Origin of the sequence: Pedobacter sp. HDW13, from assembly GCF_011303555.1 — a bacterium.
Classification (GTDB): Bacteria; Bacteroidota; Bacteroidia; order Sphingobacteriales; family Sphingobacteriaceae; genus Pedobacter.
The window spans coordinates 3,093,158-3,119,755 of record NZ_CP049868.1 but is presented as its reverse complement, the minus strand read 5'-3'; the positions used below and the strand labels follow the sequence as shown (position 1 = coordinate 3,119,755).

The 26,598-nt window shown below is 39.7% G+C and carries 27 protein-coding genes; 9 read left to right on the top strand and 18 right to left on the bottom strand.

Annotated elements, in window-relative coordinates:
• The first annotated feature begins 43 nt into the window (after positions 1-43).
• From G7074_RS13350 to crtD, 3 genes are read left to right on the top strand one after another with little or no spacing between them, the layout of a single operon-like run.
• Positions 44-502, top strand: a complete 459-nt coding sequence (locus G7074_RS13350; protein WP_039480698.1) for a DoxX family protein — start codon at positions 44-46, stop codon at positions 500-502.
• A gap of 44 nt (positions 503-546) precedes the next feature.
• Positions 547-2,250 (top strand): M28 family peptidase, encoded by a 1,704-nt coding sequence (locus G7074_RS13345; protein ID WP_166208794.1) that lies wholly within the window; start codon positions 547-549, stop codon positions 2,248-2,250.
• Positions 2,251-2,254: 4 nt separating this feature from the next.
• Complete coding sequence (gene crtD / locus G7074_RS13340; protein ID WP_124561071.1) at positions 2,255-3,730, top strand: 1-hydroxycarotenoid 3,4-desaturase CrtD; 1,476 nt, start codon at positions 2,255-2,257, stop codon at positions 3,728-3,730.
• A gap of 70 nt (positions 3,731-3,800) precedes the next feature.
• Here the strand turns inward: crtD and G7074_RS13335 are convergent, their stop codons facing one another.
• Genes G7074_RS13335 through G7074_RS13320 form a run of 4 tightly spaced genes read right to left on the bottom strand, consistent with a single transcriptional unit; the run spans position 3,801 to position 7,186 of the window.
• Positions 3,801-4,352, bottom strand: a complete 552-nt coding sequence (locus G7074_RS13335; protein ID WP_124561072.1) for a shikimate kinase — start codon at positions 4,350-4,352, stop codon at positions 3,801-3,803.
• An 18-nt stretch (positions 4,353-4,370) separates the two neighbouring features.
• Positions 4,371-5,426, bottom strand: coding sequence for an ABC transporter permease (locus G7074_RS13330; protein WP_166208791.1), 1,056 nt, complete (start codon positions 5,424-5,426; stop codon positions 4,371-4,373).
• A gap of 2 nt (positions 5,427-5,428) precedes the next feature.
• Positions 5,429-6,580 carry a BT_3928 family protein gene (locus G7074_RS13325; RefSeq protein WP_166208789.1) on the bottom strand — a complete coding sequence of 384 codons (1,152 nt, stop codon included), beginning with the start codon at positions 6,578-6,580 and terminating at the stop codon, positions 5,429-5,431.
• Positions 6,581-6,640: 60 nt separating this feature from the next.
• A complete protein-coding gene (locus G7074_RS13320; protein ID WP_124561075.1) occupies positions 6,641-7,186 on the bottom strand; it encodes a DUF1599 domain-containing protein in 546 nt (181 codons plus the stop codon).
• 99 nt (positions 7,187-7,285) lie between these two features.
• Here G7074_RS13320 and folP point away from each other — a divergent pair, with 99 nt between their 5' ends.
• Both folP and cdaA read left to right on the top strand, forming a co-directional pair.
• Positions 7,286-8,137, top strand: coding sequence for a dihydropteroate synthase (gene folP / locus G7074_RS13315; RefSeq protein WP_166208786.1), 852 nt, complete (start codon positions 7,286-7,288; stop codon positions 8,135-8,137).
• A 138-nt stretch (positions 8,138-8,275) separates the two neighbouring features.
• Positions 8,276-9,067, top strand: coding sequence for a diadenylate cyclase CdaA (cdaA, locus tag G7074_RS13310; RefSeq protein ID WP_124561077.1), 792 nt, complete (start codon positions 8,276-8,278; stop codon positions 9,065-9,067).
• Positions 9,068-9,165: 98 nt separating this feature from the next.
• On the opposite strand, the gene G7074_RS13305 is transcribed toward cdaA, so the two are convergent.
• The 8 genes from G7074_RS13305 to G7074_RS13270 form a co-directional block, all read right to left on the bottom strand.
• Positions 9,166-9,576, bottom strand: coding sequence for a BrxA/BrxB family bacilliredoxin (locus tag G7074_RS13305; RefSeq protein ID WP_025145566.1), 411 nt, complete (start codon positions 9,574-9,576; stop codon positions 9,166-9,168).
• Between the two features lie 102 nt (positions 9,577-9,678).
• Positions 9,679-10,164: a CCC motif membrane protein gene (locus G7074_RS26605; protein WP_199748377.1), complete on the bottom strand. Its 486-nt coding sequence runs from the start codon at positions 10,162-10,164 to the stop codon at positions 9,679-9,681.
• A gap of 10 nt (positions 10,165-10,174) precedes the next feature.
• Positions 10,175-10,498 (bottom strand): DUF2752 domain-containing protein, encoded by a 324-nt coding sequence (locus G7074_RS13295; RefSeq protein WP_233603924.1) that lies wholly within the window; start codon positions 10,496-10,498, stop codon positions 10,175-10,177.
• Positions 10,482-10,910: a YkvA family protein gene (locus tag G7074_RS13290; RefSeq protein WP_166208783.1), complete on the bottom strand. Its 429-nt coding sequence runs from the start codon at positions 10,908-10,910 to the stop codon at positions 10,482-10,484. Before G7074_RS13290 ends, G7074_RS13295 begins: the two co-directional genes overlap by 17 nt.
• Positions 10,911-11,008: 98 nt before the next feature.
• On the bottom strand, positions 11,009-12,526 hold the full coding sequence (locus tag G7074_RS13285; RefSeq protein ID WP_124561080.1) for a GH3 auxin-responsive promoter family protein: 1,518 nt from the start codon (positions 12,524-12,526) through the stop codon (positions 11,009-11,011).
• 170 nt (positions 12,527-12,696) lie between these two features.
• Positions 12,697-13,437: an LPS export ABC transporter ATP-binding protein gene (lptB, locus tag G7074_RS13280; RefSeq protein WP_124561081.1), complete on the bottom strand. Its 741-nt coding sequence runs from the start codon at positions 13,435-13,437 to the stop codon at positions 12,697-12,699.
• A 95-nt stretch (positions 13,438-13,532) separates the two neighbouring features.
• The gene (gene recJ / locus G7074_RS13275) at positions 13,533-15,233 is read right to left on the bottom strand and encodes a single-stranded-DNA-specific exonuclease RecJ (protein ID WP_166208780.1); all 1,701 of its coding nucleotides are present in this window, start codon (positions 15,231-15,233) and stop codon (positions 13,533-13,535) included.
• Positions 15,234-15,725: 492 nt separating this feature from the next.
• A complete protein-coding gene (locus tag G7074_RS13270) occupies positions 15,726-17,051 on the bottom strand; it encodes a sulfatase-like hydrolase/transferase (protein ID WP_124561083.1) in 1,326 nt (441 codons plus the stop codon).
• A gap of 124 nt (positions 17,052-17,175) precedes the next feature.
• Between G7074_RS13270 and G7074_RS13265 the strand changes: the two genes are divergently transcribed.
• Positions 17,176-17,940 carry an MBL fold metallo-hydrolase gene (locus G7074_RS13265; protein ID WP_199748378.1) on the top strand — a complete coding sequence of 255 codons (765 nt, stop codon included), beginning with the start codon at positions 17,176-17,178 and terminating at the stop codon, positions 17,938-17,940.
• A 217-nt stretch (positions 17,941-18,157) separates the two neighbouring features.
• On the opposite strand, the gene G7074_RS13260 is transcribed toward G7074_RS13265, so the two are convergent.
• Positions 18,158-18,745 carry a YceI family protein gene (locus tag G7074_RS13260; RefSeq protein WP_124561619.1) on the bottom strand — a complete coding sequence of 196 codons (588 nt, stop codon included), beginning with the start codon at positions 18,743-18,745 and terminating at the stop codon, positions 18,158-18,160.
• A 206-nt stretch (positions 18,746-18,951) separates the two neighbouring features.
• Between G7074_RS13260 and G7074_RS13255 the strand changes: the two genes are divergently transcribed.
• Genes G7074_RS13255 through G7074_RS13245 form a run of 3 tightly spaced genes read left to right on the top strand, consistent with a single transcriptional unit; the run spans position 18,952 to position 19,995 of the window.
• Positions 18,952-19,317 carry a hypothetical protein gene (locus G7074_RS13255; RefSeq protein WP_166208777.1) on the top strand — a complete coding sequence of 122 codons (366 nt, stop codon included), beginning with the start codon at positions 18,952-18,954 and terminating at the stop codon, positions 19,315-19,317.
• Between the two features lie 4 nt (positions 19,318-19,321).
• Positions 19,322-19,684: a glyoxalase gene (locus G7074_RS13250; protein ID WP_124561617.1), complete on the top strand. Its 363-nt coding sequence runs from the start codon at positions 19,322-19,324 to the stop codon at positions 19,682-19,684.
• A gap of 41 nt (positions 19,685-19,725) precedes the next feature.
• The gene (locus tag G7074_RS13245; RefSeq protein WP_124561616.1) at positions 19,726-19,995 is read left to right on the top strand and encodes a hypothetical protein; all 270 of its coding nucleotides are present in this window, start codon (positions 19,726-19,728) and stop codon (positions 19,993-19,995) included.
• A gap of 227 nt (positions 19,996-20,222) precedes the next feature.
• On the opposite strand, the gene gcvP is transcribed toward G7074_RS13245, so the two are convergent.
• The 5 genes from gcvP to G7074_RS13220 form a co-directional block, all read right to left on the bottom strand.
• The gene (gcvP, locus tag G7074_RS13240) at positions 20,223-23,099 is read right to left on the bottom strand and encodes an aminomethyl-transferring glycine dehydrogenase (RefSeq protein ID WP_166208774.1); all 2,877 of its coding nucleotides are present in this window, start codon (positions 23,097-23,099) and stop codon (positions 20,223-20,225) included.
• A 417-nt stretch (positions 23,100-23,516) separates the two neighbouring features.
• Positions 23,517-23,939 (bottom strand): hypothetical protein, encoded by a 423-nt coding sequence (locus tag G7074_RS13235; RefSeq protein ID WP_124561614.1) that lies wholly within the window; start codon positions 23,937-23,939, stop codon positions 23,517-23,519.
• A gap of 141 nt (positions 23,940-24,080) precedes the next feature.
• Complete coding sequence (locus G7074_RS13230; protein WP_124561613.1) at positions 24,081-24,644, bottom strand: hypothetical protein; 564 nt, start codon at positions 24,642-24,644, stop codon at positions 24,081-24,083.
• Positions 24,645-24,865: 221 nt separating this feature from the next.
• Positions 24,866-25,756, bottom strand: coding sequence for a DMT family transporter (locus G7074_RS13225; RefSeq protein ID WP_124561612.1), 891 nt, complete (start codon positions 25,754-25,756; stop codon positions 24,866-24,868).
• A 94-nt stretch (positions 25,757-25,850) separates the two neighbouring features.
• The gene (locus G7074_RS13220) at positions 25,851-26,567 is read right to left on the bottom strand and encodes a pyridoxine 5'-phosphate synthase (RefSeq protein ID WP_124561611.1); all 717 of its coding nucleotides are present in this window, start codon (positions 26,565-26,567) and stop codon (positions 25,851-25,853) included.
• Between the last annotated feature and the right edge of the window lie 31 nt (positions 26,568-26,598).

Sequence of the window (26,598 nt, the reverse complement as noted above, 5' to 3'; positions counted from 1 at the left end):
TCCGTAACTTAAAGTATCATTCACATAAAAATGGAGGTTCGTTATGAACGTTATCCGTAAAATTGAACATTGGGGCGATGTTCATCATTCGAAATGGCTGGATTATCTTCGCATTGTCCTTGGCCTTGTTATTTTTGGAAAAGGTGTTTCTTTTGTTAGCGACACTTCTGTGCTCCAAAACATGATTACACAAAACAACATTTTTGGTTTCTCCAGTATGTTAATCAGCATGGCCATACATGTGGTAGCATTTGCTCACCTGGTTGGCGGTGTTTTAATTACACTGGGCCTGGTAACCCGCTTTGCTGTGGTCATCCAGATTCCGATTCTGCTGTTTGCTGTATTTTTCGTTAATCTTACTCCAGGTTTCTCTTCTCCTAACTCAGAACTATGGTTCTCGGTACTGGTTTTATTCCTACTCATTATGTTTTGGGTGGTAGGCTCGGGACCATTATCGGCTGACGCGGAAATGAAACGCAAAACTGGTAAGCGCTACGCTTAAGTTAGCTTAAATATTCTTAGTATCTTTCGCTTTTATAAACGCTTATGAAAACGAAGATACTTTTTACACTGCTTTTTGCGGGACTGGCTACTTACGCACAAAACTCAACAGATGAATATTTTAAACTAACCCGTACTGGTTTCAACGCACAAAATGCTTACGAAACAACTGCTTTTGTAGAAAAGTACTTTCGTGTGCCCGGTAATACAGGGTTCAATGCGAGCATTCATCAGGTAGAAAGTATATTGAAAAAAGCAGGTTTTGTGGCCCAGCAACAAAACGAATTTGAAGCACCTTTAACTTATCGCATCGAAAAACGGGCGATGAAAAACAATACCTGGGAGCCTGTTGATGCCAGCATTGCAATTGTTGGCGAAGAAAAGCCTTTGATTTCTTTTGAAACCAACCGCAATATGATTCCAATCAATTGCAGTTCAACTCCAGCCGGCGGCGTTACTGCTCAGGTGGTTTATCTGGACAAAGCAAATACCGCTGACCTTGAAAAAATGGATCTGAAAGGGAAAATCCTTTTTTCAGAAGGGCACCCTTCACGCTTGCTTCAGGCCGCAGCTAAAGCAGGGGCAATTGGAGTACTGGGGTATGCTATGCCTAAATACACGCAACCCGAAGTCCACCAAACCTCCATTCAGTTTGGCAGTATGAAAGCGAATAGTGAAGTATGGACATTACTTTTATCCTATGCTGCCAAAGAAAAATTAAAGGCCGCTTGTTTAAAAGGAGTAACACAGTTAAAAGTAAATATCCAGACCAAAATTTATCCATCAGAAGAATTAACCATTGTAGCCAATGTGAGAGGAAGTATTAGTCCCGATGAACGCTTTGTTTTTAGCGCACACGTACAAGAACCCGGAGCCAATGATAATGCCAGTGGCGTGGGCACTTTAGCCGAAATGGCCCGCTTAACAGCTGAATTGTACCGAACAAAAAAAATAAACCCTAAGCGCAGTTTAACTTTTTTGTGGGGCGATGAGATTGTTTCGACCCGAAGATACATTACTGAAGACACTACCCGCGCAAAGGGCATTATGTGGGGAATGAGTCTGGATATGGTTGGTGAAAACACCAAAAAGACAGGCGGCTCTTTCTTAATAGAAAAAATGCCCGATCCATCGGCCATCTGGACCAGAGGCACTGATAAACATACCGAATGGGGAGCAGGCGACGTCGCCGAAAAAGATCTTTTTCCGCATTATTTTAACGATTTCATTTTCGATATCTGTAAAACGCAGGGAAAATTTGCCAATTGGACCGTGAATTACAATCCGTTTGAGGGTGGAAGTGACCACACTCCATTTTTGCAGAATAAAATCCCCGGTTTGTTAATGTGGCACTTTACAGATGTTTTTTACCACACTGATAACGACAGGATTGATAAAGTTTCACCAACGGAAATGAAAAATGTAGGCATAAGCGGTTTAACTGCAGCCTACACCTTAATTTCTGCTGATGAAAATACGGCCACAGCTACGGTTACTCAGGTTAAAGCTGATGCTTTGATTCGCCTAAAAACAGAATTCGATTTGAGTAAAAAGGCAGTAGCCACAGGTAAACCCATAGCTGAAGAAAAGCATATTATTGAAGTTTGGAGCAAGTGGTACACTGATGCGCTCGCTACAATCAATAAAATGGCGGTAAAACCACAAACGACAAGAGTAGGTTCGGCAATTAAATTTGCAACAGGCGAGATTGAAAAACAGACGAAGGTATATTTAGAGGAGTTGAAATAGATTAATGTCTAAACCAAAAGCAATCGTTATCGGTGCCGGAATTGCGGGAATTGCATCAGCTATCCGCCTAAGTGTAAAAGGATACGAGGTAAGTGTTTTTGAAGCTGGCTCAGAACCTGGTGGTAAACTGGCAGAGATCAGCATGAGTGGCTTTAGATTTGATGCTGGCCCCAGCCTGTTTACCATGCCGCAATATGTGGATGAACTTTTCCAACTTGCTGGCAAGAACCCAAACGATTATTTTGAATACATCCGGTTAAAAGAAATTTGCCGTTACTTTTACGAAGACGGATTAAGGTTGACTGCAAAGGCTGATTTGAATACATTTGCACAAGAAATTGAAGCAAAAACTCAATCTACCGCATCGGAAGTTGAAAAATTCTTAAAAACAAGCGCTACCATTTATGATGTAACCCACAAAGTGTTTTTAGAACGAACCCTGCACAAATTGAAAAGTTACCTCCATTGGGATACGCTAAAATCAGTTTTCAGGTTTGGACAAATTGATGCTTTCAGAACGCAGCAAAAGGCCAACAACAAATTCTTTAAGGATCATCGTATAGCACAACTCTTTAACCGCTATGCTACCTACAATGGTTCCGACCCGTATCAAGCTCCCGCAACTTTAAACGTGATTCCACATTTCGAGTATCATTTTGGAGCCTTTCTCCCTAAAAATGGGATGTATGGTATTGTAAGTGGTCTAGTTAAACTGGCAGAAGAACTGGGTGTTCAATTTCATTACAACCAAAAGGCAGAAGAAATCCTGCATTCGGGTAGCCGTAAACCGAAAATAAAAGGGATAATGGTTAAGGATAAAATCCACCCTGCTGACCTAGTGGTCTCCAATCTGGATATCTGGTTCACCTATAAAAACCTGCTTAAAGGCATACTACACCCGAAAAAACTACTCAACCAGGAACGCAGTAGCTCCGCTTTAATTTTTTATTGGGGCATGAACGGCAATTACAACGATTTGGGCTTACACAATATCTTGTTTGCTGCAGATTACCAAAAAGAATTTAATGCCATCTGGAAGAATAAAACCATTAGCTGCGACCCAACGGTTTACATCAACATCAGCAGTAAACACCTTCATACTGATGCCCCTTTAGATAGCGAAAATTGGTTTGTCATGATTAATGTCCCTGCGAATAATGGCCAAGACTGGGATCAACTTATACAGGAAGCAAAAGCCAATATCATCCAAAAAATCAGCCGTATTTTAAACCGGAACATTGAGAAAGATATTATTTGCGAACAGGTTTTAGATCCCCGGAGCATTGAAAGCAAAACTGGTTCTTATCAGGGTTCATTGTACGGGAATAGCTCAAACAATCAATTTGCTGCTTTTCTCAGACACCCTAATTTCAGTTCGAAGGTTAAAAATCTATTCTTTTGCGGTGGTAGTGTTCATCCCGGCGGAGGGATCCCCCTGGCTTTGCTATCGGCTAAAATTGTGAGTGATTGTGTTGATTAAAGTAGTATCAATTAAAGCAGTATCAAGTATTTAGTAGTAAGTATTATTTATGGATAAGTAGCAAGATGGGTTAAACCTTGGCTAGTAACGCCGCTTCCAGTTTTTCGCCATCCAGATCAAAGGCGTCAACAATTAATTTTGCCTGGGTATAAAATGGATCGCGTTCCTGAAGTTTTTCTTTTATAAACACTAAAAGCTGTTCGTCATCTAAATCTTTAATTAAAGGTCGTTTCTGGCGGTTGTGCAATCGCGATACCAATGCAGCGGGTTCCATTTGCAGATAAACGGTTTCGCCGTGCGCATTCATCCAGTCCATATTATCGAAGAAACAGGGTAAACCACCACCTGTGGCTACCACGCAGGTTTCCGGATAATCGAAAGTTTTAAGCAGCTCACTTTCATAATCCCTAAAGCCACTTTCGCCAAACTCACCGAAATATTCGGCAATTGTTTTTCCTGTTTTGGCAACAATTTCAGCATCCAGATCAATTACCGGACAATTTAAACGGTGCGCCAGTTGCTTGGCTTTGGTACTTTTACCACATCCCATGTATCCTACCAAAAAAAAGATCCCGGAAAGAGATGTTACATTTCCACTGTTTATATCGTTCGTATTACTCATGCTATATTTATTTCTTCATTACGCCAGTTTCACTCTCGGGTCGATATAGGCGTACAAAATATCGACCAATATATTAATTGCAACGAAAACAAAGGCAATAAATAATATCGATCCCATTACTACCGGGAAATCTGACATTTCTAATGCCGTTACCGTTGTTCTGCCCAGTCCGTTGTAGCCAAAAATATATTCTACAAAAAAAGAACCGGCAAGTAAAGAAGCAAACCAGCCAGAAATAGCGGTTATTACCGGATTTAAGGCATTTTTTAAGGCGTGCTTGTAAATAATTTTGTTCCTGCTTAAGCCCTTTGCCCTTGCTGTTCTGATGTAATCCTGTGCCAGTACATCGAGCATAGCACTTCGGGTAAGCTGCACAATAATGGCCAGCGGCCTCAAGCCCAATGTAATCATAGGTAGCCATAAATTTCTCAAGGTAAGCACTTCCCCGTTAAAAGGATCGTAAGAATATAAACTCCCACTCATTTTCAAACCAGTGTAATTGCTCAGCACAAAACCAAAAAGCCAGGCGATAATAATCCCCGCAAAAAACGAAGGGGCCGAAATACCCAAAATTGCAAATGCATTGGCTGATTTATCAATCCACGAATCTTTATAAACTGCCGACAGCACTCCTAAAAACACACCTATCAGCGTAGCAAAAATCATTGCTGTAAGCGCCAGTATAAAGGTATTGGGAACGGTTTCAGCCAAAATTGCAGTTACATCGCGCCTGGTTTGGTATGAACTGCGCAAATAAGGCCATTTAACCACCAAAGCCTTTTTATTAAAGCTGATTAATTTCGAGTAATGATATTTCTGCTGCGTGGTACTATCATTATCGAGCACACTAAGCGGCGATAAATCATTCAGGTATAAAACAAACTGAACGGGTTTTGAGCGGTCTAAACCAAACTCTTTACGTACCGCTTCGAGCGATTGTACATCAGCCCGCTGCCCCATCGTCATTCGGGCAGGATCGCCGGGCAGGATATTAAAAAGCACAAAAACAACGAGTATAACGCCGGCCATTACCAGCAATCCGTACATCAGTTTTTTTAGTGCATAGCCAATCATGTTTATTTATCGAAGTATTTCCGGCTCAATTGGTCAAAAGTTGGCACATTGTGGTAATGCCATTTATTGATAACCACTCCGTTTTTCAACAACAAAACACCCGGATTAGCCCTTACCATACTTTTCAGCGGTACTGCATCAGCATAAAAAACTTCCGAAAACAGGTTATTCTTTTTGATAAATACTTCTGCATCCTGTGCTGAATTGGAGGTTAACAAAACCGTACGAATGTTGAATTGTTGTGTGGCATTTATCGCGATGGCATTTAATTTACCAATTGCACTTTCGTTCGTATTCTTCAAATCGTAAGCCACAAAAATCAAACTGTAATAAGGGTTTTCAATCAATTCTTTAGTATAATCGGTTCCCGAAGCATCGGTAATTACTAAATCTTTGATTTTAGGCTCATAACCTTTCTTTACCAGCCTTTTCGTAGGCTCACCAATAATTTCCCAATTGTTATCTTTCCAGATTTCGGTTTTGAGATAAGCTTTATCACTCATATCCTGCTCTGCATTGGTTTTCTTATTTTTAAGGTGGTACATGATTTCGAACTCATCTGGCTTCTCTCCCGGAGGGATGACCATTAATGAAGGAATATGCGCACCAACTTTATAAGGCAAGAAATCGATAACAGGCAACACATTGTAGGTATATAAGCCAAAGCCTAAAGAAACTACCGTTACCGCTAAAGCGATATTGCGCTGAGTGGCTTCCTTTTTAAATAAAGGTTGAATTAATTCCTTTTTCGCGAAAATGATCATGATCAACACCAGCAAAATCAGATCTTTGGTAAACGATTGCCAAGGGGTAAGCGGAATGGCATCGCCAAAACAACCGCAGCTTGTTACTACTTTAAATGCGGCAGAAATAAAGGTTAACAGGGTGAAGAAAATGATTAACAACAATAATCCCCAGGCTACTTTTTTGCTCCAGAAACCCAGCAGCAACAAGGCGCCTAAAACAATTTCGAGAGTACACAATAAAATGGCTATACCGGTAGCCATTCCGTTGAGGAAACCCATGTGAAAAACTTCGAAATACTCCTGCAATTTATAGCCAAAACCAAGCGGATCGTTGGCTTTGATTAAGCCAGAAAATATAAATAAAGCGCCAACAAAAAATCTGGAGAATCTTAAAAGTACGTTTTGCATCGGTATAATCTGTTTTTCAGTCGTTTTATAATATTTAAATGGCTATTTCGTGGCAAAAATTTATTTAACACTCAGTTTAATCAGGGCGAAAACCGAGTAGTTCAGCATGTCCTGGTAATTTGCCTTTACGCCTTCGGATGCCAGGGTTTGTCCTTCGTTATCTTCGATTTGTTTTACCCTGAAAATTTTCATCAAAATCAGATCGGTAAGCGAGCTGATACGCATATCACGCCAAGCCTCACCATAATCGTGGTTTTTGGCAAACATTAAATCCCTGGTTTCAGTAATTTTTTCTTCAAACAAATTTTCAACCGTTTCGAAAGGCATTTCGTTCGGATCGTTATCTGTAAGTTCGAGCTGCATCATGGCAATAACACAATAGTTAACAATCCCAATGTATTCGGATATGACACCCTCTCCCACTTTGCTCACTTTTTTTTCTTCTAAAGTACGAATGCGCTGAGCTTTGATAAAAATCTGATCGGTGATCGAACTTGGTCTTAATATGCGCCAGGCCGTGCCGTAATCTTTCGTTTTCTTTAAAAATAATGATCTGCAAACTGCAATCACCTCATCAAATTCTGTAGCCGTATTTGTTTGTGCCAAAGCCAATATTTATTTAGTTTTTAGTGTATTTTTGTCGTGAAAAAACAAAAGCTAAAGATACATTTTTAAAGCGAAACCCAAATCCCGAAAGGGTTTATTATGGCAGAAAAAAACTTTTTTGAGCCCAAACAAAGCTTAAATATAAAAGGTCAGCTTATTGATTTAAGTAGTCCGAAGGTGATGGGAATTCTCAACATCACACCCGATTCTTTTTACAGCGACAGCAGAACAAAATCTATAGATGAGGCCTTAACCAAAACAGAAAAACACCTGACCGAAGGCGCAACATTTATCGATATTGGTGGTTATTCATCCAGACCGGGTGCGAAGGATATTTCGGAAGCAGAAGAGATAGATAGACTCGTGCCTGTTGTGAGCAGCCTATCGACAGCATTTCCAGAAGCTATTTTTTCAATCGATACTTTCAGAGCCAAAGTAGCCGAAGCAACTATACTGGCGGGTGCACATATTGTTAACGATATCGCCTCGGGTGATATGGATGAGCTGATGTTCGAAACGGTTGCCAGAATGCAGGTACCTTACATGATTATGCACATGCAGGGAACGCCACAAAATATGCAACAAAACCCAGTTTACGAAAATGTACTCCTGGATGTGGTAGATTACCTGGCTAAAAAACTAGCCAAGCTGAAGGCGTTGCATGTCCACGATGTTATCATAGACCCCGGTTTTGGCTTCGGAAAAACCATTGCCCATAACTATGAATTGCTGAACCAAATGGAGGCTTTCCAGATTTTTAAACTGCCAATATTGGTAGGTTTCTCGCGCAAGGGAATGATTTATAAAACACTGGGTACTACTGCACCCGAAGCCTTAAACGGAACTTCGGTACTGAACACGATTGCACTGCAAAAAGGCGCAGGGATTTTAAGGGTACATGATGTTAAGGAAGCTGTGGAGTGTGTGAGGTTGGTGGGGATGTTAGGTTAAGCTTAGATTATTATTTTTTGATTACAAAAATAAACGTAACGTCATACTGAACTTGGTTCAGTATCTTTATGAATTAGAGATCCTGAAATAAATTCAGGGTGACGAATTCTCTATAACTGTTTTACTATCTTGCCCATAATGAAAGGATTGGATTTCGACTTTGTAAAATTTACCATCACCGATGTGGTAGATATTGTGCTGGTGGCACTGTTAATTTATTATGTGTATACACTGATCCGCAATACCCTGGCCGTAAACCTGCTGGTGGGTATGCTCATCATTGCCATTTTTTACCGGGTAGTAGATGCGTTAAACATGAAACTGCTCACCACCATCATAGAGAAATTTATGAGTGTGGGTATCATTGCCCTGATCGTTATTTTTCACCCCGAAATCAGGCGCTTTCTGTTACTCATTGGTAAAAATGCCTTTCTACAAAAAAACAAGGCCTGGTGGGGTTATTTATTTGGCCGGAAAGAAATTGAGCGAAATAATTTAACGCGAATAAAGCCGATTATTGATGCCTGCAAAAGCATGAAAAAAACCAGGACAGGCGCGCTGATTGTGTTTGTTAAATTTTACGACGAACAGTTTTTTGCCAATAGCTGTGAACTGGTCGATGCCAAAATATCTAAGCGCCTGCTCGAAAGTATTTTCCAGAAAAACAGCCCTCTGCACGATGGTGCTGTGGTTATTTCGGAAAACAAGATTAAAAGTGCGAGTTGTATCCTCCCTTTAACTGATAACGATCAGTTGCCTTCGCAATTCGGTTTAAGACACAGGGCAGGTATTGGAGTTTCTGAAACTACGGATGCTGTTGCGGTAATTATTTCGGAAGAGACTGGAGAAATTTCGTATGCTAAACAAGGTCGGGTAAGAATGAACGTTTCGTTCGGAGAGCTGGAGAAACTGCTCAATAAAGACTTTTAACAACACCGATTTATAGCACAGATTTTGGGTATTTAAGGAGATTACACTGATTAGTATAACATTAATCAGTGTAATCTAAATATCTGCGTAATCTTTTCTTAACAATATTGTTCGAAAGCACCAATCAGGTTATCAGCGATCATTTGTGCTGGTCTACCTTCAATTTGATGGCGCTCGATCATGTGTACCAATTTACCATCTTTAAACAAAGCCATAGCTGGCGATGACGGTGGGAAAGGCATCATATAGTTTCTGGCCTGATCTACAGCTTCTTTTTCCATACCTGCAAAAACGGTAACCAATTTATCGGGGTGTTTTTCGTGTGCTGCTGCTGCTCTCGCTGCCGGGCGTGCATTTGCTGCCGCGCAACCACAAACCGAGTTTACAACAACCAATACAGTTCCTTCGCCTTTAATGGCCTGATCTACATCTGCTGCATTTTTTAATTCCTGAAAACCTACGTTGGTTAATTCCTTACGCATTGGTTCTACTAAATATTCTGGATACATTATCGTGAGTTTATGATTTACAATTTGAACGCTACAAAAATAAGAAAATCAGATGGCATGCACCATCCAGTTTATATTTTTAAGGTAAAATTAAATAGCCGCTTAATTTAGTCCTTTAAAAAATCTGTCGTATGCTTCGGGATGCGTAATGGCACCTGCCACAATTAAAACAACAAATACAATAAACAATAAACTCAAAATTGTAGCAATCATACCGCAAATCTTTCCAGCTTTGGCATTTTTATAGGATGATTCGGTATAAAGTGTAGGGTTAAGCTGGTATTTTTTAACATCCCCACCTCCTAAAACCCAGGCAATAACACCGAAAATAAGCCCAAATATGCCATAAAAGCAGCAAGCTGGTAGCGCAATAATACCTAAAACGAGTGCCGCAGTGGCATTAGGTAAATTTTGCTGACCAAACCCTCCGCCAAACTGCCCAAATGGAGGCGGCTGCTGAAACGGCGGCGGTTGTTGAAATGGTGGTGGACTTACCGGCCCCTCATTTATTGGCTCTATAATCGGTTCCTCTTTCTTTGAAAGATCGATAGGTTTATTTTCCTGAGGGTTTTCCTGTTCTTCTGACATGAGTATGTGTTTAACTTAGTAGTTGGTGATTGTATATTTTGTAAATGTAATTGATTAAGATAATTACTGCAACACCTGCAAAAACGATTTTAATCAACTGTGCACCAAATTTAAAGTCGAGTTTTAGGTGAACAAGTGTAAAAAGCAATACAAAAATTAAAGGAAGGGTTGCGGGATAAAATTTAAAAGAATCGATGAAATTTCCTTTAAGCAAGGCAACAACCGACCGCTGTAAACCACAACCAGGGCAATCGACACCAAAATAAGCTTTAAAAGGGCAGCTAAAAAGATGTTCGCCTAACCAATCTAAAAAACTTTTATCTGGTTGAGCCATATACATCTATTATTTTTGCCTGTGCATCTTTCCAGGCCTTATACTTTTCGAGGTCTTTAAGCACCTGCCTGTACACCAGGTTTAAGATGTATATATCATCAATAAAACCTAAAGCGGGTATAAAATCCGGGATCACATCAACGGGCGACAAAAAATAAACCAGGCCACCTAAAATGGCAACGATCGATCGTTTCGGAATTTCGGTATAGCTACCGTTTACATAATCTTTTGCAACGGCAAACAACAGCACCAGCTTAGCCCAAATGCCTTCTAAATCGCCTTTATTGGTTACAGCTTTGCCCAGTGCATCCTTAATTGTTTTGCTGGCCCTGGTTTTATCATTCAAGATCACCGTTGCCTTGCCCTCAGATTTTTTAAAGAAATCTAATATTTTTTGCCTGTTCAATTTCATGCTGGATGTATTATAAATTAACGGCCAAAAGCATCATATTGTATCGGCTCATTTGATGAAACAATCTAAATGCCAGATGTTTTTATCTTTTATTGAATTTAAGCATTTTTCATCATCTCCAAAATATCATCAACATACTTCCTCTCGTTAGCCAGTCGCGGTACTTTGTGTTGTCCACCCAGCTTGTCCTTTGCCTTTAACCAGTTGTAGAACGTGTGGACCGGTGCGTTGTGTACTTTAGGCCGGCAGAGTGCCATATCCTTAAAGCGCTTGGCATCGTAATCAGAATTTACTTCGCGCAGCGTTTGATCCATAATGTCTACAAACTTTTCAAAATCGTTAGGTTGTTTATCAAACTCAATAATCCATTCGTGACCACCTGCCTTCTCTCCTTTAAAATAAATTGGTCCCGCAGTATAATCTTTAATCTCGGCGCCGGTTTCCTGGCAGGCTTTGGTTAAGGCTTGTTCGGCATTATCGATAATCACCTCTTCGCCAAATGCATTAATGAAGTGTTTGGTACGGCCAGTAATTTTAATGCGGTAGGGTGCCAGCGAGGTAAACTGAATGGTGTCGCCAATCATATAGCGCCATAAACCTCCGTTGGTAGAAATTACAATTGCATAGTTTTTATGCAACTCCACTTCGCCCAGCACCAATGCTTTAGGATTCTCTTCACCAATATGCTCCATGGGCACAAATTCGTAGAAAATACCATAATCCAGCATCAGCAGCATTTCATCTGAATCGTCCTGATCCTGGATACCAAAAAATCCTTCTGAGGCATTATAGGTCTCCAGATAATACATATCAGGAGAAGGGATGAGTTGTTTAAACTGTTCGCGGTAAGGCGCAAAGTTTACCGCACCGTGAATATATACTTCGAGATTGGGCCAAACTTCTAGTAAATTGCTTTTGCCTGTTAGTTCGAGTACTTTTTTGGCCAGTACGATGGTCCAGGTAGGTACTCCCGAAATACTGGTTACATTTTCGTTGATAGTGGCCTCAGCCATCCTATCCATTTTTATTTCATAATTGTCCATCAAAGCGATAGACATATCTGGGGTGCGGTAAAACTCGGCCCATATTGGCAGATTTTTAATCAGCACTGCCGATAAATCGCCGTAAAAGCAATCTTCGTTTAATTGGTTTACCTGATGGCTTCCGCCTAAAACCAAACTCTTACCGGTAAACATCTGGTTATCGGGCCGGTTATTGCAATAAATAGAAAGCATGTCTTTACCACCTTTGAAATGGCATTCTTCAAGGCTTTCTTCCGAAACAGGAATAAATTTGCTCCTGTCGCTGGTAGTACCTGATGATTTAGCAAACCACTTGATATCTGACGGCCAAAGGATATTCTGCTCACCATTCAACATACGCTCAATGTAGGGCTTTAAAGTATCGTAATTTTGGATGGGAACGCGTTCCTGATATTGCTGTACGGTTAAAATGGTCTTGTAATCGTACAGTTTGCCCCATTCGGTGTTTTCGGCACTATCAACCAGCGTGTGGAACCATTCTTCCTGAACATCGTGTGGATATTTCATAAAAAGCTCGATCTGGTGGATCCGCTTTTTCATTAACCAGGTAAAAATCGAATTTACAATTGCCATCTTAAAGGTTAAAATTAATGAACATCATCTTATCAAAAGTTTCTACATCTATGTACATTCTTTTATTTACAGCACCCTGGTTTACAGTAATTCGTTTCAGCATAAAGTTTAGGCAACACCCGAAATTAAAATTTGTTTTGATTAACAATATTCTATCAGCAACCTGTGGATTAAACATCAAATTTCTTGCGTTTTAATACGAAATTCGATCCCAGATATACTTTTCGTACCATTTCATTTTCGGCCAGTACCTCAGGTACGCCTTGCTCTAAAATTTTTCCTTCAAAAAGCAGGTAAGCCCTGTCAGTAATAGAAAGGGTTTCCTGTACGTTGTGGTCGGTTATCAGAATGCCGATATTTTTGTGTTTCAGCTTAGCCACGATACCCTGGATTTCTTCTACCGCAATAGGGTCTACCCCGGCAAAGGGCTCATCGAGTAAAATGAAATTGGGGTTAGCTGCTAAAGCACGTGCAATTTCGGTACGGCGACGCTCACCTCCCGACAATAAATCGCCACGGTTTTTGCGCACTTTATGCAAGCTAAACTCGTTAATCAGCTCTTCGAGTTTATCTTTCTGTTCTTCCTTGCTCATGTCGCTCATTTCCAAAATGGCAAGAATATTATCTTCTACAGTAAGTTTCCTAAAAACCGAAGCTTCCTGAGCCAGATAACCAATTCCTTTCTGCGCCCTGCGGTACATTGGATCTTCGGTAATATCTTCTTCTTCTAAAAAAATACGTCCTTCGTTAGGTTTAATTAACCCTACAATCATATAAAAGGAAGTGGTTTTACCCGCTCCGTTAGGTCCCAGCAAACCAACAATCTCGCCTTGGTTTACATTGAACGAAACATTGTTTACAACAGTACGCTGTTTATATTTTTTAACCAGATTTTCGGCTCTTAGTATCATATATCGATCCACTCCGTCTTGCTGAACTTGATTCAGCATCTCACTCAAGAGATCCTGATCCCGATGATAAAATCGGGACAGGATAACGATTTTGTTTAATTAACTTTTATTCCTTTAATATTCAATTGCAAACGCCTCTTCTCGCGCCATACATTTTCTTCAATGGTATAGCATATGGAGAAAGGAGCTCTTGGCTCCAGGAGGTTTTGAAATTCTCCCAACCCAAATGCGATGCCCTCAAAAATAGGCGAATTTTGTTGTTTTATATTAATTTTTAAGTGATTTGCACCAACTGCCATGGCATGTTGTGCCAGGTATACCCCATGGGTAACAAAAATAGGCGCCATATTTTCGGGGCCAAATGGCCCCATTTGTGCCAAAACCCGGTAAAATTTGCCATCAATCTGTGCCAGTTCTATTCCTGCATCGATCTTAATCATTGGGGTTAGCAACTCTTCAGTAATGCTGGCTGATACAATTTCTTCAAATTTATCCGCAAAAGCACCAACATTATGCTCCTGCATGGTTAAACCCGCTGCAAATTTATGACCACCGTACTGATCCAGTAAGTCTGCACAGCCACTCAAGGCTTCGTATAAATCGAAACCCACTACCGAACGACATGAACCAGCAACATGACCGTTTGATTTGGTAAGCACAATGGTTGGACGGTAATATTTTTCAGTTAAACGTGAGGCTACAATCCCAATCACACCTTTGTGCCAGTTTTCATTAAATACAACAGTGGTTTTTTTGTTAATCAGAATTTCACTATCACCAATTAAAGCCAGAGCTTCGCGGGTAATGTCCTGGTCGTAGGTTTTACGCTCTGTATTTTTAAGATTAATCAGCTCGCTCTGTTCTGAAGCATTTCCGTCTACCTGGCAAAGCAGCATAGCCACTGCATGTTTTGCATGATCGATCCTACCCGCAGCATTAATCCGCGGCCCGAGCGTAAAAACAACATCGGTAATGGTATAATTCTCGGTCTTGCCCGAAACTTCCATTAAAGCCCGTAAGCCTTCGCAGGGATTGGTGTTTAACTTTTTTAAACCATAATGCGCTAAAATCCGGTTCTCGCCAACAACGGGCACAATATCCGCTGCGATACTCACCATCACCAGATCTAGATACCGTAGATACGTTTCTTTAGGCAATTGGTGTTTTTGTGCATATGCCTGCGCTAGTTTGAAACCAATACCGCAGCCGGCAAGCTCTTTAAAAGGATATGCACAATCTGATCGTTTGGGATCTAAAACAGCAACGGCTTTAGGTAATTCATCTCCAGGTAAATGGTGATCGCAAATAATAAAATCGATACCTAAAGTATTGGCATAATCAATTTTATCAATTGATTTTATCCCACAATCGAGCGCAATAATTAAAGTAAATCCATTTTCACTGGCATAGTCTATACCAGTAGTAGAAATGCCATACCCTTCCAGGTAACGATCTGGAATATAATATTCAATATTTGAAGTTAACTGAGAAAAGAAACTGAAGGCTAATGCTACCGAAGTGGTACCATCTACATCGTAATCGCCATAAATCAGGATTTTTTCGTGAGTAGCCAGAGCAGTTTCTATCCTGGATATTGCAGCATCCATATCCTTCATTATGAAAGGATTATGCAGATGGTCTAAATCCGGTCGGAAGAAATCTTTTGCCTGATCGAAATCGCAAATATTCCGTTGTACCAATATCTGCGCCAACGAGCGATCTATATTCAGTTGTTCTGCAATCGTAGTTATAGTAGCATCATCACAATTTGACGCAAGCACCCATCTTTTTTCCATTTATTCTGTTTCCGAACAGTAAATATACATTTTAATTGGATACGACGGCAGCAATCATTACATAGTAATAGTTTTCACCTCACCAATGTAGTGTGATACCTCTTTAAGAGTACGGCAACTAATACTATCTGATTCATTATTTCCCACTGATTAAACAGAAAGAGACGCAGATTTATAAACAATAATGCCTTGCATCAATAATATCTGTGCTTCAATCCCTTAAATCTGTGGGAGAAACTTAAAGACAGTAGCACAGTATCTTATTTCCCGCTGATGGCGCAAAAAAACACAGATTTAAAATATTAATGCCTTACATTAATGATATCTGTGTTTCAATCCCTTAAATCTGCGGGAGAAACTTAAAGACAGTAGCACAGTATCTTATTTCCCGCTGATGGCGCAAAAAAACACAGATTTAAAATATTAATGCCTTACATTAATGATATCTGTGTTTCAATCCCTTAAATCTGCGGGAGAAATTATTATAATATCTTATTTCGAATTCCCCGGATATTCCTGGTAAAGTTTCAATAAATATTCTTTTTGAGCTGCATATTTCGCATCATCGGCCAGATTAACACGCTCAGCGGGATCCCATGAAAGATTATACAACTCCGTTAGTTCTTTATTATCGTTTTTGGTAATCCTCAATTTCCAATCTCCATCTTTTACACCTTCTAAAACGTAATTGTGGTAGTAAATCGGACGATGGGGCTTATTGTAATTTTTAGTGGTTAGCAAAGCAGAAATAGATTCGCCATCATATACCCGTTGCGGAAGTTTACTTTTGGTCCAATCGGCCAGCGTAGGAAAAACGTCTAAATTCGAAATCGGTTTTGTTAATTGCGTATCGGTAAGCGTATGGCCTTTCCAATATACAATAAATGGTACCCGATGACCAGCCTCGTAAGAAATGCCTTTCGATCCCCTGAAAACACCAGCCGAACCTACATGGTAAAATTTGGTAAAACCATCCTGGTACATTCTTGATGGTGCATTAATCCATGGGCCATTATCGCTGGTAAAAATAAAAATCGTATTGTCGGCCTGTCCTGATGCTACTACCTGTTTCCAGATTTGCGCCAAACCAGCATCCATATCCTCAATCACATCGCCCAGCTCACCACCTGCTGATGGTGTTTTGCGGCTTTTCTGTGCAGCAAAGGCAACCGGTAAATGCGGCATATTCTGAGCCAGGTAAAGAAAAAATGGCTTTTTAGCTGCTGCATTTTTCTTAATGAAATTAATCGACTCGCGTGTGTAAGAACTGGTTAAAATACTATCGTGCGGTTTATAAATTTCGGGTTTGGTATTTCTGAAAATTTTAATGGTGGTATCGGTTTTTACATAAGGTGCCCGGTAATCGTGACTATATAACAAACCATAAAACTCGTCAAAACCTTTTTTGTTAGGCAACGAAACACCATGATCGCCCAAGTGCCATTTACCAACTAATGCAGTTACATAGCCAGATTGTTTTAGCATTTGTGCAATGGTAATTTCGTCTTCAGGCATTCCGGCTTTTTCACCTGGTCCTATTGGCCTCGGCAAATCCATCCGGCTGCAATACCTTCCGGTTAATAACGATGCCCTCGAAGGGGTACAGGTTGGTGAAGTAGTTACAAAATTGGTTGCCTTTATTCCTTTTGCTGCCATCCCATCTAAAAAAGGTGTTTTAATCAGTGGGCTTCCGTAGCACGAAATATCAGCATAACCCATATCATCGGCCAGCACGATAATTACATTTGGACGCTGCTGGGCAAATAAACGGTTAGAAAAGCCAAAAACCAGCAATAAAATCAAAACACGGATGCTCATAAAGAATAATTTGCCTGAAATTTAGCAATCATATTTTACAAAAAAAGGAAGTATCCAAGCTTTTACTAAAACAAATACTGTTATTTAGATTGTTACCTTTGTAGAAACATTAAAGATTTACATTTTGCAAGTCCACACCCTTTACGAAGGCACCTATTCAGTTGATGCAACAAAAAAATTTGTGCCATTCGATCCTGCCATCCACCATTTTAAAGACAGACCCGCCTCGCTGTTTATCAACGTACAACCTTTTTTGGTTGAACTTAAAAACGACCTGGTCCTTTTCGATACGGGTTTGGGGTTTAGCGACGATCACGGCGAACTCATTTTACATAAAAACATCAGAAATGCAGGCTTCGATCCTACCGATGTGACTAAGGTTTTAATGTCGCATTTACATTACGATCACTCGGGTGGTATGATCCACCAGTTGGGTACTAAAACCGAGCTAAGTTTCCCTGATGCGGAGCATATTATTAACCGTGGTGAATGGGAAACTGCATTTAGCAGTACATCAACCTCGTATCATGCTGATATTTTCGAATTTGTACAACGCAATGCCCAGTTAACTTTTGTAGAGGGCGACGGTGCAATTAATGAAAGCATTGCTTACGAATTTACGGGTGCCCACTGCCCTAACCACCAGATTTTTCTTTTAACAGAAGGCAAACAAAAGGTATTTTTTGGAGGCGATGTACTACCTGAACCGGAAGAACTGGTTAAAAACTTCATTGCGAAATACGATTTCGATGGTCGTAAGGCAATGGAACTCCGCAAAGAATTTGGTAGAAGAGCAGCTGAAGAAAACTGGGAGTGTCTTTTTTACCACAGTAAAAGTGCAGCAACAGGCTTCGTAGATGAAATAGAGGGTGGATTTAAGATAAGGTAAGATTTTCTTAATTTTTAATCGCAAAGTTCCTGTTCTGTCATTCTGGCGCAGACCAGAATCTCTTATTTTTTAACCACAAAGCACACAAAGAGAGGCACAGAGCACATAAAGCAATAATACCACAGTATTCTCTGTGTAAAACTCACTGTCTTTGGTGGTAAAACAAAAAGCCCCGGCAATTGCCAGGGCTCTATTTTTTTTCCGAAACTAAAGGAACTTATTTTTTAGCTACTAATTTCACAGCTAATTCAAACTCATCGTTGATTGCTTTGTCGCCAATGCTATCAAAGAATGACTTAGAACCATATTTGATGTCATATTTAGTTCTGTCTACCACGATTTTACCAGCTAAAGCAGAAGCAGTACCATCAGCATTAAGTGTTACAGTTGCAGGGAAACTTAATGGCTTAGTAATACCTTTAATGGTTAAGTTACCTGAAACAGTTACATTAGCACCGCTACCAGCTACTTTAGTAATTACAAAAGTTGAAGTTGGGAATTTAGCAACACCGAAGAAATCGTCTGCTTTTAAGTGACCTTCTAATTTTGCGCTGCCATCAGCATCTTTAATCGAGTTCATATCGATGGTGAAAGTACCACCTGTTACACTTTTACCGTTTACAGCAAGTGAACCTGATTGTAAAGCGATTGTTCCGTTGTGAGAACCTGTTACTTTTTTACCAACCCAAGTAATGGTCGATTTTGCTGCATCTACAGTATAGGTAACTGGTTTAGTAGGGTTTTTAAAAGCTGACAAAGCCACAACTGCTGCTAATAAAAAGATTGAAGAGATTTTTAATTTCATTTTTCTGGTTTTTTAATTTGATACAAATATAGATCAACCGATTACCTGTTGTTATTGACCTATGTTAAGTTTTTCAAAAATAATCGGATTTATTTAAAATCATTCTATTGACTGCAGATTTATAATAAAGGTTTAATTTGTTTACTTTTTAATGTGAATTAAATCTCCAGGCATATTTAGGCTTATATTCGTTAAACCTTTTTTACATGATCAGAAAAATTTTAGCCGTTTTAGCTGGCTATGCTATTTTTGTTATATCGTCACTTTTGCTTTTCAAATTATCAGGGCAAAAACCACATGCCGATGCATCAATGTTTTTCAAGCTGCTTACACTACTTTATGGAACTTGCTTTGCTGCCTTAAGCGGTTACGTATTAGGGCTGATTGCCAAAACCAGTAATCTAAATCTGAATTATGTTTTAGCTATAATTATTGCCGGCTTTGCAACATTTTCACTTTTCAGCGCAAGTGGAAGCCATTGGACACAGCTTTTGGCTATATTTATTTTTGCTCCCACATCAATTCTAGCCGGCAAACTATACTTGAATAAGAATATTAATAATCAATTATAACGATATGAACCACAAAGCAACATCCATCCGCCCCTTTATCGGCGCAAAAGATTTTGAAATATCGAGAAGCTTTTACCGTGACCTGGGTTTCGAAGAAACTACTTTAAGCGCACATATGTCGGTTTTTAAAACTGGTAATCTGGCCTTTTATCTCCAAAATGCTTATGTAAAAGACTGGATTAATAACACCATGGTTTTTATGCAAGTTGATAATGTAGACCGTTATTATAATGAACTGGTTGCGCTCGATTTACCCAGCCGATATCAAAATGTAAAGCTTACGCCCATCCGCCATCAAGAATGGGGCAGTGAGTGTTTCCTGCACGATCCTTCCGGGATTTTGTGGCACTTTGGAGCTTTTAGTTAGATGACCTTCAACCAAAATAATTTTCTCTTCCTGTAAAACCAATGAAAAGACTTCCAAAAGCATTAGAGGTATGCTTACTGATTTTAAGCATTATACTATCTTTTATTTTAGCAGTAACGACTCCTAAATTAAATCAATTGGAGCTTGGGGCAATGTTCAATTTTACATTTCCATGGATACTTGGTATTATTACGCTAATACTCTTATTTATAATATCACTAATTACCCAAAACAAAAAAATTAGAATTGCTGCACTGTGTATATTAAGCGGTTGTAATATAACCTTAGGTATCCTTTTTCACTTCGCTTAAAACGAAAATATTTATGAAAATTTATTCAATCATAGCTAAAGGAGATTGAAATATGCAAATAAGGTCCTTATTCAGTCCAAACATCCAGACAAAAAAAATCTGCAAGTTTTATGAAAAAATTTCATAAAACTTGCAGATCAATATGTCCGTGATGACACGGACCCAGGCGTTTGGACTAAGGTTATGGCAAGGAAAACCTTAAACCCTCTACCTTTCTACCTTCAACCTTATGGAACAATCTCTTCCAAATAACTTTCAATCGGCGGACATGCGCAGATTAACGCCCTATCGCCATGGCTATCGTTAACACGACCAACTGAAGGCCAGAACTTGCGCTCTAACACGTACGGAAGTGGGAACGCAGCAGTTTGACGGCTGTAAGCATGCTCCCATTCGTTTGCAGTAATTACTGAAACTGTGTGCGGCGCATTTTTAAGCGGGTTATCTGTTTTATCTAAAGTACCGTTTTCTACCTGGGTAATTTCGTTTTTAATCGCAATTAAGGCATCACAGAAACGGTCTAACTCATGTTTAGGCTCCGATTCTGTTGGCTCAACCATTAAAGTACCCGCTACCGGGAACGAAACTGTTGGTGCGTGGAAACCATAATCCATTAAACGTTTGGCGATATCGGTTACTTCGATTCCGAAGGCTTTGAAAGAACGGCAATCTAAAATCATCTCGTGTGCACAACGGCCCTGAGCTCCTGAATAAAGTACCGGGTAGTGTTGCTCTAAACGCGCTTTCATATAGTTGGCGTTTAAAATGGCATATTTAGTAGCGTTGGTTAAACCTTCAGCACCCATCATTGCAATATAAGCATGAGAAATGATCAGGATCGAAGCCGAACCCCAAGGTGCAGAAGAAACTGCAGAAATTGATTTTCCTTTATCGATATCAACTACAGCGTGACCAGGAAGATAAGGAACAAGGTGTTTTGCCACACCGATTGGTCCCATACCAGGCCCACCACCACCGTGAGGGATACAGAATGTTTTATGTAAGTTTAAGTGGCAAACGTCGGCACCAATATTAGCCGGGCTGGTTAAACCAACTTGTGCGTTCATGTTTGCGCCATCCATATAAACCTGTCCGCCGTTAGCGTGGATGCTTTCGCAGATTTCGATAATACTTTCTTCAAATACACCGTGTGTAGATGGATAAGTTACCATCAAACAAGAAAGGTTATCTTTATGTAATTCCGCCTTAGCTTTTAAATCTTCAACGTCGATGTTACCGTTCTCTAAAGATTTAACAACCACAATTTTCATATCGGCCATTGCCGCAGAAGCCGGGTTGGTACCGTGTGCCGAAGCAGGGATTAATGCCACATTACGGTGGAAATCGCCTCTATCGTGGTGATAAGCACGGATAACCATTAAACCTGCATATTCACCTTGTGCACCTGCATTAGGCTGTAAGCTCATGGCAGCAAAACCTGTAATTTCGCTTAACCATTTATCCAGTTCGTTAAAAACAGAATAGTAACCCAATACCTGATCGGCTGGAGCGAAAGGGTGAATGCGACCAAAGTGAGACCAGGTAACCGGAATCATTTCGGCTGTTGCATTTAACTTCATGGTACAGCTACCCAAAGCAATCATCGAGTGGCAAAGCGATAAATCTTTTGCCTCTAACGATTTAATGTAACGCAACATTTCGTGTTCTGAATGGTGCGCGTTAAAAATCGGGTGCGTTAAATAAGCCGAAGTACGTTGTAATGCTTCAGGGATTACAGTTGCTACATTTTCAACAACCTCTACCTGATCGCCTGCAAAGCCTTTTGCCCTTGCAAAGATTTTAGCAATTAAGGTAATATCTTCGAAAGTAGTGGTTTCATCAATTGAAATGGTAACGGTATTACCTACATAGTTCAGGTTGATTTCGTTATCCAAACAGTAAGCGTGGATACCGCCTTTTAAATCACCTAAATCGAAACGGATGGTATCGAAATAAGCTGAATTTAATTGCTCGTAACCTAAGTTTTTCAAAGTAGTGGCTAAGCTGATGGCTAAACCATGTGTACGCTCAGCAATAGCTTTTAAGCCTTTCGGACCATGATATGCCGCATAGAAACCGGCCATAATTGCCAATAAAGCCTGTGCAGTACAAATATTCGAAGTTGCTTTATCTCTACGGATGTGCTGCTCGCGGGTTTGCAAAGCCATACGTAAAGCATAATCGCCATGGCTATCGATGGTTACACCGATAATACGACCAGGGATTGAACGTTTATATTCTTCTTTCGTGGCGAAAAATGCAGCATGCGGGCCACCAAAACCCATCGGAATACCGAAACGTTGTGTAGTACCTACCACAATATCTGCACCCCACTCGCCCGGAGGCGTTAATAAGGTTAAACTTAAAATATCGGCAGCAACCGTTAATTTAATGTTCAAATTGTGCAACTCAGCAGCAAAGTTTTTGTAATCGAAAACCTCGCCGTTGCCAGCAGGATATTGAACTATAGCACCAAAGAACTCTTCGGTAGCTACAAAATCTAAATGCCTGCCAATAACCAGTTCAATGCCGTAAGGATTGGCGCGGGTTTTTAAAATATCGATGGTTTGGGCAAAAAGCAATTCAGAAACAAAGAATTTCTTAGCTGCCTGATTTTTACGCGTGCTGTATTGCATAAACATGGCCTCAGCTGCTGCTGTACCTTCATCTAACAATGATGCATTGGCAATTTCCATTCCGGTTAAATCGATAACCATGGTTTGGAAGTTTAACAAAGCCTGTAAACGGCCTTGTGCAATTTCTGCCTGATAGGGCGTATATTGGGTGTACCATCCTGGGTTTTCGAATACGTTACGTAAAATTACACCCGGCGTAATGGTATCATAATAACCTTGACCGATAAAGCTTTTGAAAACTTTATTCAACAATGAAGTTTGTTTTAAAGCACCAAGATATTCAGTTTCTGATTTTGCTGCGGGCAAATTTAACGGTTGTTTTAACCTAATTGCCGTCGGAACGGTTTGTTCAATCAGCTCATCAATAGAATTTACGCCAACAGTGTGCAACATTTCGGCTGTATCAGCCTCATTAGGAGCAATATGGCGATTTTGAAAATCTTCCTTGTAGTGGATATTTAAGCTCATGCGGTATGAATAATAAATTTGCGTGCAAAGGTAACAAAAACGAAGCTTTATTTCGCTATATATCAGTGTAAAAAAGGCGTCTTATTCAAGTTTAAAAGCTACCAAAGCAGTAGATTTTATACATGAACAAAAAGACAAACGTTTGTTCTTTTTAAGCAAATAGGATATTAGTTTGGAAAGCACTGGCAGTTCTAAAATTTAAATTCGTTCCCGTTATCCGCTACAATCTTTTAGCGTGCATTGCAGAAAAAAAATCACTGCCGTCTGTTAGAATTAGAAACATCTGAGTCTACAAAAAATAAAGATTATAAATACTTGATTGAACTATGTTATTACTTTTCGCTAACGTTGAGTGAATAATAATATGTATTTGAGCTTCTTCTAGTTTGCAATATCAGCACCAAACAAAAGAATAAATTACTTCTTCTTATTTATTGAATCTATCATATCACCAACTTCTTTTTCTGAATAGTCTTGAAGATAAATATTCATTACACCGGTCTTTATTTTTGATTTATTTTCTATAACATACATCAATCTATTAGCTATCACTACAGCTATATATGGATATTTGTCATTTCCTGTCCCTTCTTCCAAATCTTTAGTACCCTTATTGTCAAAAACAATTACGACACCGTATGTCTCATTTTGGTCAATTACATTTTTTTGTACTGTAGCACGTAATATATTAGTTATTGACGCAAATGGCTTTTTGGAAATATGATAATATTCTGTAGAATGATCTTTTTTCATTTTTATTCCCTGTCCTTCATCTGCAAGAAAATAAAAACCTGTTGCGACGTATGAATCATTAATACCGGAAGCACCATCAGATTCCATAATCTGATTTATACTCAGTTGATTTCCTGCAGAACTGTTTGAGCAAGAATACAAAAGCAATGTAAAAAGCAAATTCAACATAAAAAATGTTTTCACCTTAAAGCCTACAAATATTGGGGATTTAAAATATTGTCTTTCTCTTTACTTCTGCACCTTCCAACCCTCATCCTTACTCAGCTTCAGCTTGTAGGTTTTGGTAATGAAATTGCTGTTCTTATTGGCATCCTTATCAAAAGGCTCAAAATCTGTGGTTACCATTTTTAAAGATACGGTTACCTTTGCAGTGCTCGAATTTACCTGCGAAAAATCAACAGGCTTCTCATCTGCCAATACATACTCTACCACTTTAACGGTAGCCTTATCTCCATCCTGCTTTAACACCAGTGGACTTGCCTTTTCGGTTAACGTAATCTGATAAACAAAACTGCTATCTTTTGAAAGGAACTTCTTTTTGGCTTCTTTTAAATTAAGTGTTACCAGGCCTTTGCTGGCTAAGGATTTGTATTTACCCAACTCAAACATATCGTTGGTACTGTTGAATTTGATTTCGCCAAAGTTAAACCTGGTGGTTTTATATTCAGGATTGGCTTTAAGGTAATCGGTAATTACTTCGCCTGCTTCTTCCTGGTTAATGGTGGTTTTGGTTTTACAGGCCGTGAAACCAATAACAACGAAAGATAAAATATAAATGATCAGTTTTTTCATGTGTAAATGCGTTAAGCTTTTTAAAGGTATTTATTTTTAGTTTAACCGCAAAGCACCTAAAGATGATTAATCGTTATACCAGCCACGGATTGTTTATTAAATATCACTCTGAGCGCTCTGTGCTTTTTCTTTGTGTGCTCGGTGGTTAAAACATAAGAGATTCTGGCCTGCGCCAGAATGACGGCTTAATTGGCTTCTCATGCTTTGCGGTTAAATTAAGTTTATTTCCGCTTTAGAAACTTCAGATTAGGCAAAATCATTGCCGATAGGATAACTACAACCCCAACCCACCTTAAAAATGAAACCTGTTCTTGCAGCACAAAACCAGCCATCATTACAGCTACCGGCAATTCGGCTGCACTTAAAATCGAGCTTAATGCCGTACCAATTTTCGGCACTCCTTCGGCAAAACACAAGGGTGGAATTACCGTTCCAAAAACAGAGATAATCAATCCCCATTTAAGCAAGCTCCCACCTAAAGCACCATTAAATAAGAAGGCTGGTGGAAAAAGAATAAAAATCAGGATACAGGCACCCGTAATCATCAAGGCACTTTTCTTTAATACCGGATATTCGTTACCTATCCTTCCACTCAGCAATAAGAAGCCTGCATAAGAAAGCGCTGCCAATAACCCGAAACCAATTCCTTTTAAGCTCATATCGCTCATACGGGTTTCAACCATTCCACTGGCCAGTACTGTACCGCCTAAAACCAATGCTATTGCCAGTAATTGTAATCCGGTTGGCTTCTTTTTAAAAAAGACCAGCTCCATTAAAATACTCATCCAGATAAACTGCATTAGCAAAACAATCGCTACCGAATTGGGTACAAGTTTTACCGATTGATAATAAAAAACACTCACCAATCCGGTACAGGTTCCTGCCAGAACCATTTTCCACCATGGGGTTACCAGGGTTATTTCTTTAGCTTTATAATTTGATGTTCTCCGTTGAAAGAAAAACAATACCCATAAAATTACGGCACCTAAAAAAGCCTGCGCACCAGTTACATCGCCAAGGGTATAACCTTCGTGGTAAGCCAGTTTAACAAAAGTAGATAATATGCCAAAGCTACAGGCACCGAAAAAAACAAGGAGGATTCCTTTAAGCATAATGTATTTTTTTAACCACAGAGAAATAAGAGTTTTCACAGAACACACAGAGGCTCTGTTTCTCTATGTATTCCTTTGTGCACTCTGTGGTTAATTAAGCAAGTTGCTGCAAATAGCGTTGTATGGTAGTCTCCAAACCTAAATAAAGTGCATCGCTAATTAAGGCATGACCGATAGAAACCTCCAGCAAACCTGGAATGCTTTGTGCGAAATAATGCAGGTTGTGTAAATCCAGATCGTGACCGGCGTTAATGCCCAAACCCAGTTTATTGGCATGGTGTGCAGCTGCAATATAGTTAACAACCGACTTTTCACGGTCAGCAAAATAGTTATGCGCATAAGCTTCGGTGTACAGTTCAATACGGTCAGTTCCGGTTGCTAAAGCACCTTCCACCATTTCTACAACGGGATCTACAAAAATAGAAACACGAATGCCTGCATTTTGAAATACAGCTACCATTTCTTTCAGGTAATCTTTGTGTTTAATCGTATCCCAACCGTGGTTAGAAGTAATCTGCCCTTCGGCATCGGGCACTAAAGTAACCTGTGCAGGTTTGTTGGCTAAAACCAGGTCTACAAATTTATCTTCGCGGCAATTTCCTTCAATATTAAATTCGGTTGCAATGGCAGCTTTCAAATCGTAAACATCCTGATAGCGGATATGCCTTTCATCAGGTCGCGGGTGAACTGTAATTCCCTGCGCGCCGAAACGCTCGCAGTCTAATGCAACCTTAACCAGATCAGGATTATTACCGCCACGGCTGTTGCGTAGCGTAGCAATTTTATTGATGTTAACCGATAACTTTGTCATGAAGCAAAGATAGGGCTTTGCCTTTGTTAAT

Coding starts and splice junctions, on each gene's coding strand:
- crtD (WP_124561071.1), top strand. CDS start 2,255: ATGTCTAAACCAAAAGCAATCGTTATCGGTGCCGGAATTGCGGGAATT.
- lptB (WP_124561081.1), bottom strand. CDS start 13,437: ATGATACTAAGAGCCGAAAATCTGGTTAAAAAATATAAACAGCGTACT.
- G7074_RS13250 (WP_124561617.1), top strand. CDS start 19,322: ATGAACCACAAAGCAACATCCATCCGCCCCTTTATCGGCGCAAAAGAT.
- G7074_RS13325 (WP_166208789.1), bottom strand. CDS start 6,580: ATGCAAAACGTACTTTTAAGATTCTCCAGATTTTTTGTTGGCGCTTTA.
- G7074_RS13270 (WP_124561083.1), bottom strand. CDS start 17,051: ATGAGCATCCGTGTTTTGATTTTATTGCTGGTTTTTGGCTTTTCTAAC.
- G7074_RS13290 (WP_166208783.1), bottom strand. CDS start 10,910: ATGAAATTGAACAGGCAAAAAATATTAGATTTCTTTAAAAAATCTGAG.
- G7074_RS13350 (WP_039480698.1), top strand. CDS start 44: ATGAACGTTATCCGTAAAATTGAACATTGGGGCGATGTTCATCATTCG.
- cdaA (WP_124561077.1), top strand. CDS start 8,276: ATGAAAGGATTGGATTTCGACTTTGTAAAATTTACCATCACCGATGTG.
- G7074_RS13255 (WP_166208777.1), top strand. CDS start 18,952: ATGATCAGAAAAATTTTAGCCGTTTTAGCTGGCTATGCTATTTTTGTT.
- G7074_RS13345 (WP_166208794.1), top strand. CDS start 547: ATGAAAACGAAGATACTTTTTACACTGCTTTTTGCGGGACTGGCTACT.
- G7074_RS13245 (WP_124561616.1), top strand. CDS start 19,726: ATGAAAAGACTTCCAAAAGCATTAGAGGTATGCTTACTGATTTTAAGC.
- G7074_RS13220 (WP_124561611.1), bottom strand. CDS start 26,567: ATGACAAAGTTATCGGTTAACATCAATAAAATTGCTACGCTACGCAAC.
- G7074_RS13230 (WP_124561613.1), bottom strand. CDS start 24,644: ATGAAAAAACTGATCATTTATATTTTATCTTTCGTTGTTATTGGTTTC.
- G7074_RS26605 (WP_199748377.1), bottom strand. CDS start 10,164: ATGTCAGAAGAACAGGAAAACCCTCAGGAAAATAAACCTATCGATCTT.
- folP (WP_166208786.1), top strand. CDS start 7,286: ATGGCAGAAAAAAACTTTTTTGAGCCCAAACAAAGCTTAAATATAAAA.
- recJ (WP_166208780.1), bottom strand. CDS start 15,233: ATGGAAAAAAGATGGGTGCTTGCGTCAAATTGTGATGATGCTACTATA.
- G7074_RS13260 (WP_124561619.1), bottom strand. CDS start 18,745: ATGAAATTAAAAATCTCTTCAATCTTTTTATTAGCAGCAGTTGTGGCT.
- G7074_RS13330 (WP_166208791.1), bottom strand. CDS start 5,426: ATGATTGGCTATGCACTAAAAAAACTGATGTACGGATTGCTGGTAATG.
- G7074_RS13305 (WP_025145566.1), bottom strand. CDS start 9,576: ATGTATCCAGAATATTTAGTAGAACCAATGCGTAAGGAATTAACCAAC.
- gcvP (WP_166208774.1), bottom strand. CDS start 23,099: ATGAGCTTAAATATCCACTACAAGGAAGATTTTCAAAATCGCCATATT.
- G7074_RS13335 (WP_124561072.1), bottom strand. CDS start 4,352: ATGAGTAATACGAACGATATAAACAGTGGAAATGTAACATCTCTTTCC.
- G7074_RS13225 (WP_124561612.1), bottom strand. CDS start 25,756: ATGCTTAAAGGAATCCTCCTTGTTTTTTTCGGTGCCTGTAGCTTTGGC.
- G7074_RS13295 (WP_233603924.1), bottom strand. CDS start 10,498: ATGGCTCAACCAGATAAAAGTTTTTTAGATTGGTTAGGCGAACATCTT.
- G7074_RS13285 (WP_124561080.1), bottom strand. CDS start 12,526: ATGGCAATTGTAAATTCGATTTTTACCTGGTTAATGAAAAAGCGGATC.
- G7074_RS13235 (WP_124561614.1), bottom strand. CDS start 23,939: ATGGAATCTGATGGTGCTTCCGGTATTAATGATTCATACGTCGCAACA.